Here is a 13,575-nt window from a genome sequence, read left to right as displayed (position 1 = left end):
AATTAAGGATTTTGTGTTGTGTAACATAAATGAAACATTAAATGCATTTTTATGAAAAGTCTATAAAGTACAATAGTGCTTGTAGTAAAGATAAAGAAAACCTTAAGAAAAGTTCTCGTGGGCTATTTCTTAACATAATATAGGACAACAAATTTTTAGTTTTAAGGGGTACTTAATATGCACGCATCTGTAAAAAATACGCTATTAGCAACTGCCGGAGCAGCGGCTGCCTTGGCAGGTAGTTCAGTTGTCGCTTCAGCTGATTCTATCACTGTTAAATCTGGGGATACACTTTATGCATTAGCAGCTGCACACCACGTTACTGTTGATGATTTAGTATCAGCAAACAAAATTGCAAATGCAAATTTGATTCTTGTTGGTCAAAAGGTTGAAATACCTGGATCAGCTGCACCAAAGTCTGCAGCACAATCAGTTGCTTCTTCAGTTGCAACGAAGCATGTTGCTAGTGGGGCTACTTATACAGTTAAAGCTGGTGATTCACTGTGGGCAATTGCTAACGCTAATGGTATGACTTTGTCTGAATTGTTATCAGTAAATGATGATCTTTCAGCTTCATCAATTATCTATGTTGGTGATACAATTAATCTTTCAGCTTCTGCACATCAAGTTGCTACTAGTGCAGCACCTGCATCGCAAGCTGCTAGTTCAGCCGCACCACAATCAGTTGCTACAACATCAACAGCAAATGTATCAGCAGCGAATGCGTCGGCTGCTGCCGCAAGTTCAGCCGCAGCGCAATCAGCTGCAACATCAGCAGCAAACGCTTCATTAGCTGCTAGCCAAGCTGCCGCAAGTTCAGCTGCTGTTCAAGCCGCTGCAACGTCAACAGCAAATGCCTCATTAGCTGCTAGCCAAGCCGCTGCAAGTTCAGCTGCAGCACAAGCCGCCGCAACGTCAGCAGCAAATGCCTCATTAGCTGCTAGTCAAGCTGCTGCTAGTTCAGCTGCAGCGCAAGCCGCTGCAACGTCAGCAGCAAACGCATCGGCTGCCGCAGCAAGTTCAGCCGCTGCACGACCACAAAACGTGTCAACGACATCTACAGCTTCTGCTGCCGCTACAACAACATCTACATCTGCTACGACGACAACATCAACAACGACTAATCATGTTTCATCAAACACGACTGGAAACACATACCCATATGGACAATGCACTTGGTATGTTAAGGGTGATTTGAGTTGGGTAGGTAATTACTGGGGTAATGCCTCATCATGGCCAGCATCAGCAACTGCTGCAGGTCATACTGTAAATTCAACTGCATCAGTTGGTTCTGTTGCGTACTTTGCACCTGGTGTTGGTGGTGCAAGTAGTTATGGACACGTAGCGGTCGTTGACTCTGTTAACTCAGACGGTACGATTACTATTTCTGAAGCTAACTATGCAGGTAAGCTATATAACGAACGTACAATTTCTACTGCTGGTGTTCAGTTTATTCACCAATAAAAAGCTATTATTAAAAAGACTCGTTCGCGAGTCTTTTTTTATACATTCAAGTAGAGGTAATGATAATGCCATTTAGAATAGAACCTGGACGTGTTGTTCACGTGAATGATTATGATGAAGCGGACGCTGAAATTATGTTTGAACCGCCAATTGCTGAAAAACCTGTGACGATTACTGTTTCAAATTTTGCTCGTAAAACAACCGGTGCTCGCATTCAGAGAACAATGATGAAAATGATTATGGAAAGCATATGTGAACCGTTATTAACGGTATTAGATGATGTACTTGATGTACCTTATCAGAAAGAAGGAAAAAATATTGATACTGGTTTTGATACTGGTGGATTAATTCAATATATGTATAATCGCATTGAAGGTGTTGGTTTTCCTCATGAAGTGAGTGAACAAATGCAAGCACTGACACAATTTACGGTTTCTGAAGCGATGCCCGGAGATTTATTAGCTTGGGGTAGTCGTGTATTACCAACAACTGCAGGTATCTATATTGGTGGTGGTAAATTTGTTACGATTGATTCTTTTTCTGAAAAAGTTAGTATCAAATCAATTTCGAATAAATGGTTACCTGATTTTGTCGGGGCACTTCGATAGTTTATAACCCATGGATATTTGTGATTCGGTTATAATGATACCAGGAGGTTTGATATGGAATTTATGTATGAACCTGGTCGTTTATTTCACGAAACAAACGGTATTGTAGATGCAGAAATATTATTTCCAGCAATTCTTGGTGGCAAAGTTTGGTCGATTGATCATACCTATGTTGATCCAGAGTTGCGTGGTCAAGGAATTGCAGCACAGTTACTAGCAGAAGTCGTTGCACAAGCAGAGAAAGCACACGTGCAACTAAAACCAGTATGTACTTACGCACGGCAAGCCTTTTTTAGACATCCAGAATATCAGAAAATCGCCTATAAAGGTTAAGTTTGTTTGAAAGCATGCGTGAATTTGACGTGTGCTTTTTTATTTTTCATGAAATTAAGTTATACTTATCTTTGATAATTTATTTGAAAGGAATAGTTATGAAACGAGGATTTGCTGTTGTTAAGAAATACGCAAACGCTAATTTAAATTTGCCAGTGCGCGCGACAGAACAAGCTGCTGGTTATGATTTTCAAGCAGCGGAGGATTTTACATTGCCTTCTATTTGGCGATTACCATTTTTGAAAATTTTATGGCAGATAAGGCATAATGAAACTCTAACATCAGAAAGTTATGAACAAGCATCTCGTACAATTAAACCACTGTTAGTGCCTACTGGTATAAAAGCTTACATGGGTGAGAATGAATATTTAATGATTGCTAATCGTTCTTCAAATCCTTTAAAGCGCGGGTTAATTTTGCCAAATGGTGTTGGTATCATTGATGCGGATTATGTTGATAATCCTAAAAATGAAGGTGAAATTTTTATTCAGATGATTAACTGGAGTGTGCGTGATGTCACGATTAAAAAAGGTGAACGAATTGGTCAAGGAATCTTCATGCCGTTTTTAACCACTGATAATGATCAATTACAAACCAAAAAGACGCGTCAAGGCGGTTTTGGTAGCTCAGGTGTAAAATAAAAAAGGGGGAAATATGGCAAAAACAAAAACGCAATTCGTTTGTTCAAATTGTGGTTTTGTCTCACAACGATATATGGGGCGCTGTGCAAACTGTGGTGCATGGGGAACATTTGTTGAAGAAGTCATGCAACCAGAAAAGGTTGACCGAAAGTCGCGGGTTAATTTAGCAGGTCAAGTTGCTAAAGTCGAACGGTTGGATGATGTTAATATTGAAGAAACACCTCGTATTAAGACAGCGAACGCAGAGTTTAATCGCGTCCTTGGTGGTGGTATTGTACCAGGGTCAATGGTTTTGATTGGTGGTGATCCAGGAATAGGTAAGTCGACATTGTTGCTACAAGTATCCGGTCAACTTGCCAATACTGGTCAAAAAATATTATATGTTGCTGGTGAAGAAAGTGCGTCACAAATTAAATTACGTGCGGAACGTTTGGGTGTCCGTGGTGATTCTGATTTTTTACTTTTTCCAGAAACAGATATGAAACAGATTAGACAAGCAATTGATGAAACCAAACCTGACTTTGTTGTGATTGATTCTATTCAAACAATGCAAGAACCTGATATTAGCTCGTCAGTTGGCTCTGTGTCCCAAATTCGTGAAACAACGGCCGAATTACTACAAATTGCTAAAACGAATAATATTACAATTTTCATTGTCGGTCATGTGACAAAAGAAGGTGCGATTGCAGGACCAAAAATATTAGAACATATGGTTGATACGGTGCTTTATTTTGAAGGTGATAATCAACGAAGTTTCCGATTGCTGCGTGCTGTTAAAAATAGGTTTGGTTCAACAAATGAATTAGGTGTGTTTGATATGCAAAACGGTGGGTTAATTGAAGTTGCAAACCCGTCAGATTTGTTTTTGGAAGAGCGTTTGGTAAATGCTAGTGGGTCTGCTGTCGTTGTCGCAATGGAAGGTACTCGACCAATTCTGGTAGAAGTACAAGCTTTGGTTACGCCAACTGTATTCGGTAATGCACAACGCACAGCAGCAGGTATTGATCGCAACCGTGTATCGTTATTGATGGCTGTTTTAGAAAAAAGGGCAAATCTTTTGTTACAAAATCAAGATGCGTATGTTCGAGCTGCTGGTGGTGTTAAACTAGACGAACCAGCTATTGATTTAGCTGTCGCAATGGCGATTGCTTCAAGTTATAACGATGTTGAAACACAACCAACGGATGCATTTGTTGGTGAAATTGGTTTAACAGGGGAAGTCCGGCGTGTGCCAAATATTGTTGAACGTGTCACTGAAGCCAAGAAACTTGGTTTTAAACGTATTTTTGTACCAAAACACGTGACTGATCAATTGAACGGGATTAGTGACATTCAAATCATTGGGACAAAAACATTATCTGAAGCATTACAAATTGCATTGGGATAATGTAGAAAGGAGAAATTAGTATGTTACGAAAGCGAATTATTCAGGGAATTTTTGTATTAGCTGGTGGCGCAATTGCTTTGACTTTATTACCAGTCATTTGGGATATTTTTAATCTATCTAAACATACCTGGATTAATAACGGTATTGTCAATTTTATTTTAGGTGCTATTATTTTTTATTTATTAAGTTTGTTGTTGTGGCGCCCAGTTGATCAAACGATACATCGTATTGAAAACTATCTAAATAAGCAATCACCACTATTATTGCTTATTGGATCATTAACAACTTTAATTGGTTTAGTGATTGCTGTCGTAATCACGGTACCTTTGCAACACATGAATAATTTCTTCCTAAGTGGGGTAGTACCGGTTATTGTGATGGCATTATTGGGTTATTTAGGATTTCGTTTAGGAACGACACGTATTGATGAATGGCGTAAGTTGATACCAACATTAACAAGCCGTACTAAAAAAGTACGCCCTCAGCACGATGTTGGACAAGGCGATGTTTTAACTGAAGCAGAAACAAACTATCATCACTATAAAATTTTGGATACCAATATTTTAATCGATGGTCGTATTATAGACCTAGTGAAAACGGGATTCATTGAAGGTACTTTGTTAGTTCCTAACTTTGTGTTATATGAGTTGCAGTACATCGCTGATGCTGGTGAATCGCTAAAACGCGTGCGTGGTCGTCGTGGGTTAGACGTCTTAAATGAGTTGCGTGAAAGTGATTATGTTCCTTTGGAAATGTGGGAAGGTGATTACGAAGACATTACTGAAGTTGATGAGAAATTAATTCGATTAGCAGAGGAAGTAAATGGTTGCCTTGTAACAAACGATTATAATTTGAATAAAGTGACAAAGTTTCAAAATGTTCAGGTATTAAATATCAATGAACTGGCAGGTGCATTAAGACCACGGGTTGCAGTTGGTGATCATCTAACGGTATTACTAGTTAAAAATGGTACTGAACGACAACAAGCAGTTGGTTATTTGGATGATGGCACGATGGTTGTTGCCGAAGAGGGACGTAGTCATTTACAAGAGACGGTGACAGTAGAGGTAACTTCTGCATTGCAAACAGATGCCGGTCGCATGATTTTTGGAAACGTTGTTGACAATTAGGCTGTATTTTAAGAAATTAAGCACTTATTCAAGGGAATACATTGAAACGCACTGCAAAGCGCGGTATATTAGTAAACGGTATATTATTTAGAATTATAAAATAAAGAGGAGTGTCGATTAGCATGGCTGAGACTACCGAAAAGAAAATTCGTGTGCGTTATGCACCATCACCAACAGGACATTTACATATAGGTAATGCCCGAACAGCATTATTTAACTGGTTATTTGCACGTCATCATAAAGGTGAATTTATTATCCGTATTGAGGATACTGACCAGACGCGTAATATTGCTGATGGTGAAAAGTCACAGTTGGATAATCTCGCTTGGCTTGGTCTGGATTGGGATGAATCACCAGCTAATCCAGGTAAGTATGGTCCTTATCGTCAATCTGAACGCCTATCAATTTATAAGCCATTGATTCAAGATTTACTAGATCGTGGTTTAGCTTATCGTTCTTTTAAAACATCAGAGGAGCTAGCCGCCGAACGTGAAGCACAGGTTGCTGCTAAACAAGCACCACATTACGTTTATGAATATGCAGGTATGTCTAATGATGAAATTGCAGCCTTTCAAGCAGATGCTTTAGCAAAAGGGTTGCCATACGTGGTTCGTTTCCGCGTACCTGAGAATAAAGATTATGCTTGGGATGATATTGTTAAGGGACACATTGAAATTAATTCATCGACAGTTGGTGGTGATTGGGTCATTCAAAAGGCCGATGGCATGCCAACTTACAATTTTGCTGTTGTTGTTGATGATCATAAGATGGCAATTTCTCACGTGTTACGTGGGGATGATCATGTGTCAAATACACCAAAGCAATTAATGATTTATGAGGCATTTGGTTGGGAAGCACCAATTTTTGGTCATATGACACTAATTATTAATGCTGATACTGGTAAAAAATTATCAAAACGTGATGAAACGGTATTGCAATTTATTGAACAATATCGTTCACTAGGCTATTTGCCAGAAGCTTTGTTAAATTTCATTGTTTTGCTAGGCTGGTCACCAGTTGGTGAAAAAGAAATCTTTAATAAGAAACAATTAGTTAAGATATTCGATGAAAATCGTTTGTCAAAATCACCTGCGAAGTTTGATAATAAGAAGCTTGAGTGGGTAAATAACCAATGGATTAAGACCGCTGATCAAAATATGGTGTTTGATAAATTGATTGAACAATTGGTTTATTCAAAGGTTGTTGATCCGACTGAATTAACAGCTGAAAAGATGCAATGGTTACGTTCAGTGATGAACGTATACATGGACGGTGTTTCATATACTGCACAAATTGTGCCATTGATTAAGCCTGTTTTCTTTGAGATGCCAGCTGCTGCTGATATCCCAGATTCAGCAAAAGAATGGATGAATGCAGACAATGTGCCTGCAATGTTGACGTTATTTGCAGATAAAATTGAAAAAATGCCAATCTTTACTGCCGCAGCTGTATTACGCGCTGTTCGTGAAATTCAATCAGAGATGGCTGTGAAGGGTCGTGCCCTTTGGAATCCATTACGTATTGCAACAACTCGTGAAGAACAAGGTCCTAATTTAGGTGAATTACTTGAATTATTAGGACGTGAGCAAACGCTTGCTAATATTCGTGAATTTCTATAATTAAAAACGAGAGATGGTTTGATTACGGTTAGTAATTAGACCATCTCTCATTTTTTATATAGAAATCGTGTTACTATGACGTGCATTATGTTAGAATGTTAGTTAGTATAATTAGCTAGAAGTAGCTGATAAAGACCGATGAGAGGGAAGATATAAATGGCTAATCCATTACGTAAAATTATTGAGAGTGATAAAGGGAAATTGCGTCGCTTAGGTCGCTTAGCTGACAAAGTAGAAGCATATGCCGACGATATGGCAGCCTTATCGGACGAGGAATTACAAGCAAAAACACCTTATTTTCGAGAATTATTGAAAAAGGGGAAAACGCTAGATGATATCTTACCAGAAGCATTTGCAGTGGTTCGTGAAGGTGCAAAACGCGTGTTAGGTTTATATCCATTCCGTGTGCAAATAATGGGATCTGCCGTTTTGCATGGTGGTAACATTGCCGAAATGAAAACTGGAGAAGGTAAAACATTAACTGCAACGATGGCAGTTTATTTAAATGCGCTACCACAAAAGGGTGTTCATGTTGTGACAGTGAACGAATATTTGTCACAACGAGATGGTGAGGAAATGGGCCAATTGTATAAATGGTTGGGTCTAACTGTTGGTATTAATTTAACGGAGATGTCACCAGACGAAAAGCGCCAAGCTTACTTGTGTGATATTACGTATACGACTAATTCTGAAATTGGTTTTGATTACTTACGTGATAACATGGTCGCTCGTAAAGAGGATCGTGTACAACGTGGTTTGAACTTTGCATTGGTTGATGAGACAGACTCCATTCTAATTGATGAGGCGCGCACTCCATTGATTATTTCTGGGGCACCTGCTCAAACAAGTACACAACTGTATATTCGTGCTGATCGTTTTGCAAAGTCATTAACAGAAGATGAAGATTTTAAGGTTGATCATGAATCTAAATCAGTTTTGTTAAATGATGAAGGAATTGCAAAGGGTGAAAAATACTTTAATTTGGATAATCTCTATGGTCCAGGTAATGTTGCATTGACACACCATATTGATCAAGCATTACGTGCAAACTACACGATGTTTAATAACAAAGATTATGTTGTTCGTGACGGTGAAGTTGTGTTAGTTGATGCTTTTTCTGGCCGTATTCAAGAAGGTCGGCGTTTCTCTGATGGGTTACATCAAGCTTTAGAGGCCAAAGAACAAGTTCAAATTCAAGAAGACAACCGTGCGATGGCATCGATTACTTATCAAAACTTATTCCGTCAGTACAATAAGCTGTCTGGTATGACTGGTACAGCAAAAACTGAAGCAGATGAATTCCGTGAGATTTATAACATGGAAATTACAACAATTCCAACAAATAAGCCCATTCAACGAGTTGATGAACCAGATTTGTTGTATCCTAATTTACGGTCTAAGTTTAATGCGGTGCTACAATTGGTTACCCAATTACATAAAAAGGGACAGCCCATTTTAATTGGTACAGTTGCGGTTGAGACATCTGAGCTTATTTCAAAAATGTTAACCAAGGCAGGTATTCCCCACAACGTTTTGAATGCGAAAAACCATGCACGTGAGGCTGAAATTATCGCTAATGCGGGGCAACGTGGTGCTGTTACAATTGCTACTAATATGGCTGGTCGTGGTACTGATATTAAGTTAGGACCGGGTGTTGCTGATATGGGTGGCTTAGCAGTTATTGGTACTGAGCGTCATGAGTCACGTCGAATTGATAACCAATTGCGTGGTCGTTCTGGACGTCAAGGAGATAAAGGTTATTCACAGTTCTTCTTATCATTAGAAGATGATTTGATGATTCGTTTCGGTGGTGAGCGCATTAAAACATTGATGGAAAGTATGAACATGGGTGATGAAGACGCGGTTATCCGTAATCGCTTGATTACACGCTCTGTTGAATCAGCCCAAAAACGTGTCGAAGGAAACAACTACGACTCACGTAAGCATGTTTTGCAATATGATGATGTGATGTCACAACAGCGTAATACCTTCTATGATAATCGTAACCAGGTTATTGATGAGGAACATTCCTTACGAGATGTTTTGCTACCAATGGTTGAGCGGACAATTCACCGTGTGGTCAAAAATCAAACGGAAGGTAAGCCAAAAGAATGGCGTCTTGACGCGATTGTTGACTTTGCACAATCAACGATTGTACCGGTTGATTCGATAACAGTTGCAGACTTAACAGATAAAAATGCACAAGAGATTGAAAATGAGCTTTATCGTCGTGCGAAAATGATGTATGAAGAAAAACGGCATGCCTTAGGGGATGACGAAGAACGCTTATTGCAATTTACACGAGTAGTTATTTTACGAGTCGTTGATGCGCAATGGACTGACCATATGGAAGCAATGAATCAGTTACGTGATGCGATTCAATTACGTGGTTATGGTCAATTGAATCCATTAATTGAGTATCAAAATGAGGGGTTCCGTATGTTTGATGAAATGATTGCGGGTGTTGAATATGATGTGACCCGTCTCTTCATGAAGTCAGAAATCCGGCAAAATGTGCGTTAAAAACAATTATTAAACAAGTATTGTTGAGGTTGGGATGTAAAGATATATCTCAACCTCATTTTTAAATCAGGTAGGGAGGAAATCATGGAGTTAGCTGAAGCACGTCATAAATTAACTGATATGTCAGCGGAAATAAAAAAATTTGGTGAATCACTAGATTTAGACGCATTGAATGATGAAATAGCTGCTAATGAAGCAAAAATGGTCGAACCAGATTTTTGGCAGGATAATGTTGCGGCGCAAAAAGTCATTGATGATAATAATGTCTTAAAAGGTCGTCGTGACGACTATTTAAAATTGACAGATGGTGTTGAAAATGTGGCAACAGCGATTGATTTGTTAAGTGAAGTAGACGATGAAGAAATGAATGCTGAAATGACAGCAGATTTAGAACAATTAAGTGAAAATCTATCAGCCTATCGTTTAACTCAATTACTAAACGAACCTTATGATAAAAATAATGCTATTTTGGAAATTCATCCAGGCTCAGGGGGGACAGAATCGGCAGATTGGGGTGCTAATTTACAACGCATGTATACACGTTGGGCTGAGCAACATGGCTTTAAAGTAGATGTTATGGATTATCATCCAGGTGATGTTGCGGGTATTGATTCAGCGACATTAATGATTACAGGTCATAATGCCTATGGTTACTTACGTTCTGAGCGTGGTGTACACCGCTTTGTACGTATTTCACCGTTTGATTCGGCCGGTCGTCGTCACACGTCATTTGTGTCTATTGATGTGATGCCAGAATTGGATGATTCAGTAGATATTGATATTAATCCAGCTGACGTGAAGATGGATGTATATCGTGCATCAGGGGCTGGTGGACAGCATATTAATAAGACATCTTCAGCTGTACGTTTAACGCATATACCAACTGGTATTGTTGTTGCTTCACAGCAACAACGTTCACAATTCCAAAATAAAGATACCGCATATGCAATGTTACGAGCAAAATTATATCAATTAGAGATGGATAAAAAAGAGCAAGAACGAGCAGCAATTGCAGGTGATCATCTTGAAAATGGTTGGGGCTCACAAATTCGTTCATACGTTTTTCAACCATATCGTATGGTCAAAGATCATCGTGATGGCTTTGAATCAGGTAATCCACAAGCAGTCATGGATGGTGATTTAGATCCTTTCATTAATGCCTATTTGCGTTGGCGTTTGTCAGAACAAAATCCAGAATAAAAAAGGTGTAATAGTAACCTTTCAGTCTTTTGAAATACGTCTAAGGGCCGTGAATCTAACCATTTTAACTTGGTAGATTCACGGCCCTTAAACACATATAATAGTTTTTGTCTAACGCCTTGTTGCAAAAGCAAGTAGTTTAAATTTCTAGTCAGTTTTCATCCTATTTACGAACTAATTCAGCATAAGCGTCTTCATCTAAGACCAAATCAATTTCACCAATATATTCACGTGGGTCAGCTTTAATAAATGTATGCTTAAAGACATATAGGCCATCATCAGTTGATTGTGATGCAATCCCCCCCATATCATATAAATCAACACCTTCGTCTAATGCCCACTGAATCATGGCTGTTTGGACAGCATAAGGTGCATAATAAGTTGGCCCGTCATTTGAGCCAGCATACATATACCAAATTTTACGACCATACTTAAAACCAATACCCGTAGAAAGGAGATGGCCTTCACGTTCAGCGATATAGACCCGCATAATACCATTATCACCAAAAGCATCACGCATCCGTTCAAAGTAATCTTTTGGACGATAAGTAATACCATGGCGATTGGCCATATTAACGTAAGTTTCATAAAAAGCATCAATTGCGGCTGAATCGCTACCATAACGAACAGTGACACCATCACGCATTGGCCGCTTTAGCTTTGACTTGGTTTTAGAAGGGTATAAATCAAAAGTTTCTTTAGCATCGGGCTTAGTGGTTAAGTCTAGTACCATGTTAAGCCGTGGTTGGATAGTCGCATGCATGCCTTCGTCAGCCACATTACGATTCCGTGTTTCAAAACCATGTGCTTGTAGGGCGCTATTTAATTCATCAGAATAAGGTACTTCAGGATCCATTCTGATGACATAAGCGTCATCGTCTGCTAATGCACGTTTTGCTTCAATCATGAGTTGCTCTAGTAATGAGAAATCAGTAATATCCATGACTGGTCCCTTTGAAGCATAGGCAAATTTCTTACCTAATTTTGTTTGTGTTAGTAGCATTGAAATAGCAGCAATGATATTGTCATCATCATCAGTGACATAGGCGTACCGAGGTTCCCAATTATTTTTAATTTTTGCCCAACCCAAATCTTGCCCAACTTGGCCATAAGGTGACTGTTGGACAAACTCTTCATATTTATTGACAGCAGCCGTGTCACTTAAATCTAAAACTGGCATGTTATCCTTCTTTCTTTAGCAAATAGCAAATTTAAGTCTTATTACGAATTATAACATAAGCAATATAATTGTTTTTAGCGTATAATAAACTTTATGGAAACTATTAAATCAGTAAAAAATAATCGTGTGAAAACATGGCAAAAATTACAAACCAAAAAAGGTCGACAGGCAAGTCAAACATATTTGTTAGACGGTTGGCATTTAGTACAAGAAGCAATCCAACACAACGGTAAGCTACATGCAATTATTGGAACGCGTGAACAGCTAGATGAGCATCAGGAGGAATTACCTTTAGGTGTCCCCGTTTTCGAAATTACAACTGACATTGCAAAAAAGTTGTCAGATTTAACAACACCGCAAGGTATTTTTGCCGAAGTGTCATTGCCGACAACAACGCGTGAACCACAATTTATTCATGATGGTGCTTGGTTATTCTTGGATGCGATTCAAGATCCTGGTAATGTTGGTACAATGGTTCGTACAGCTGATGCAGCAGGTTTTACTGGCGTTGTATTTGGTCATGGGTCGGTTGATCCATATTCACCAAAGGCTTTGCGTGCGATGCAAGGTTCACAATTTCACTTAATGACAACTACCGGTGATTTGGCCGATTGGACGGCTTCTTTTACGCAAAATGGCATGAATGTTTATGGCACACAATTAGATCCACAGGCAGCAGAGGTTTTCACTATCCCAGCGCAAACGCAATTTGCCTTAATTATGGGAAATGAGGGTCAGGGGATGCAACCGGAACTGGCAGCAATGACCACTAAAAATCTCTATATTCCAATTACGGGACAAGCAGAATCCTTAAATGTTGCAGTTGCGGCAGGTATTGCGATGTTTGCATTAAAGGCTCGTTAAAGATTTTTAAAGTAATCTAAGATTGTGCGAGGGGGAAGAACAATGCTAGATTGGCAAAAAGATAAAGTATATAGTGATATTGTGAAAGACTTATTGGCTCATCCACAAGTACAAGAGATGGCAAATTACACACAACATCATCATTCTGATAGATTAACACATTGCATTACAGTTTCTTATGTTAGTTATCGCTTAGCGTTACGTTTTGGTTTGAATGCCACTGCGGTTGCTCGTGCAGGTGTATTGCATGATTTGTTTTTCTATGATTGGCGCGAAACCAAGTTTGAATTAGGCTCACATGCTTTTATCCATCCACGTGTTGCTTTGCGTAATGCAGAAAAAATAACCCATCTTTCTCCTATGGAAAAAGATATTATTTTAAAACATATGTGGGGTGCGACTAGTGAGTTACCACATTATCGTGAAAGTTTATTAGTCGATTTGGTTGATGATTATTTGGCAGTTGCTGAATTTTTCTCACCAGCTTCAGCTCGTATGAAACGACTATTTCATACAAATTAATAAAAATAGGAAACGAATTGAAATAGAAAGTTTCAATTCCTTTTTTTGTCACATTATATTACATAATAATTTAATTAAATAAAAATGAAAAAAGTAATTGTTTA

Annotated in this window: 12 protein-coding genes; 11 read left to right on the top strand and 1 reads right to left on the bottom strand. The window is 38.7% G+C overall.

The genetic code is table 11. The features are described 5' to 3' along the window. Positions 1–177: 177 nt before the first annotated feature. The 9 genes from ACSKY2_RS04940 (at position 178) to prfB (ending at position 10,905) form a co-directional block, all read left to right on the top strand. Positions 178–1,464, top strand: coding sequence for a LysM peptidoglycan-binding domain-containing protein (locus ACSKY2_RS04940; RefSeq protein ID WP_489876986.1), 1,287 nt, complete (start codon positions 178–180; stop codon positions 1,462–1,464). Between the two features lie 65 nt (positions 1,465–1,529). After that, positions 1,530–2,072: an NlpC/P60 family protein gene (locus ACSKY2_RS04935; RefSeq protein ID WP_489876985.1), complete on the top strand. Its 543-nt coding sequence runs from the start codon at positions 1,530–1,532 to the stop codon at positions 2,070–2,072. A gap of 54 nt (positions 2,073–2,126) precedes the next feature. Further along, on the top strand, positions 2,127–2,405 hold the full coding sequence (locus ACSKY2_RS04930; RefSeq protein WP_489876984.1) for a GNAT family N-acetyltransferase: 279 nt from the start codon (positions 2,127–2,129) through the stop codon (positions 2,403–2,405). Between the two features lie 98 nt (positions 2,406–2,503). Continuing rightward, a complete protein-coding gene (locus ACSKY2_RS04925) occupies positions 2,504–3,046 on the top strand; it encodes a dCTP deaminase/dUTPase family protein (RefSeq protein WP_489840846.1) in 543 nt (180 codons plus the stop codon). Positions 3,047–3,059: 13 nt separating this feature from the next. Further along, the gene (gene radA / locus ACSKY2_RS04920) at positions 3,060–4,433 is read left to right on the top strand and encodes a DNA repair protein RadA (protein ID WP_489876983.1); all 1,374 of its coding nucleotides are present in this window, start codon (positions 3,060–3,062) and stop codon (positions 4,431–4,433) included. 20 nt (positions 4,434–4,453) lie between these two features. Beyond that, a complete protein-coding gene (locus ACSKY2_RS04915; RefSeq protein WP_489876982.1) occupies positions 4,454–5,563 on the top strand; it encodes a PIN/TRAM domain-containing protein in 1,110 nt (369 codons plus the stop codon). Positions 5,564–5,685: 122 nt separating this feature from the next. After that, positions 5,686–7,182: a glutamate--tRNA ligase gene (gene gltX / locus ACSKY2_RS04910; protein ID WP_489876981.1), complete on the top strand. Its 1,497-nt coding sequence runs from the start codon at positions 5,686–5,688 to the stop codon at positions 7,180–7,182. 156 nt (positions 7,183–7,338) lie between these two features. Beyond that, entirely contained in the window at positions 7,339–9,705 is a 2,367-nt protein-coding gene (secA, locus tag ACSKY2_RS04905; protein ID WP_489840850.1) for a preprotein translocase subunit SecA, read from the top strand. A gap of 84 nt (positions 9,706–9,789) precedes the next feature. Beyond that, positions 9,790–10,905, top strand: a complete 1,116-nt coding sequence (prfB, locus tag ACSKY2_RS04900) for a peptide chain release factor 2 (RefSeq protein WP_489876980.1) — start codon at positions 9,790–9,792, stop codon at positions 10,903–10,905. A 163-nt stretch (positions 10,906–11,068) separates the two neighbouring features. Here prfB and femX read toward each other — a convergent pair whose 3' ends face one another. Then, entirely contained in the window at positions 11,069–12,085 is a 1,017-nt protein-coding gene (gene femX, locus ACSKY2_RS04895; protein ID WP_489876979.1) for a UDP-N-acetylmuramoylpentapeptide-lysine N(6)-alanyltransferase, read from the bottom strand. Between the two features lie 93 nt (positions 12,086–12,178). Here femX and ACSKY2_RS04890 point away from each other — a divergent pair, with 93 nt between their 5' ends. Together ACSKY2_RS04890 and ACSKY2_RS04885 are read left to right on the top strand one after the other, a co-directional pair. After that, positions 12,179–12,949, top strand: a complete 771-nt coding sequence (locus ACSKY2_RS04890) for a TrmH family RNA methyltransferase (RefSeq protein WP_489840853.1) — start codon at positions 12,179–12,181, stop codon at positions 12,947–12,949. 42 nt (positions 12,950–12,991) lie between these two features. Continuing rightward, a complete protein-coding gene (locus ACSKY2_RS04885) occupies positions 12,992–13,471 on the top strand; it encodes an HD domain-containing protein (protein ID WP_489876978.1) in 480 nt (159 codons plus the stop codon). Positions 13,472–13,575 lie beyond the last annotated feature (104 nt).

It is taken from the genome of Weissella sp. ESL1156, from assembly GCF_058505625.1.
This window is presented reverse-complemented; position numbering and strand designations above follow the sequence as displayed.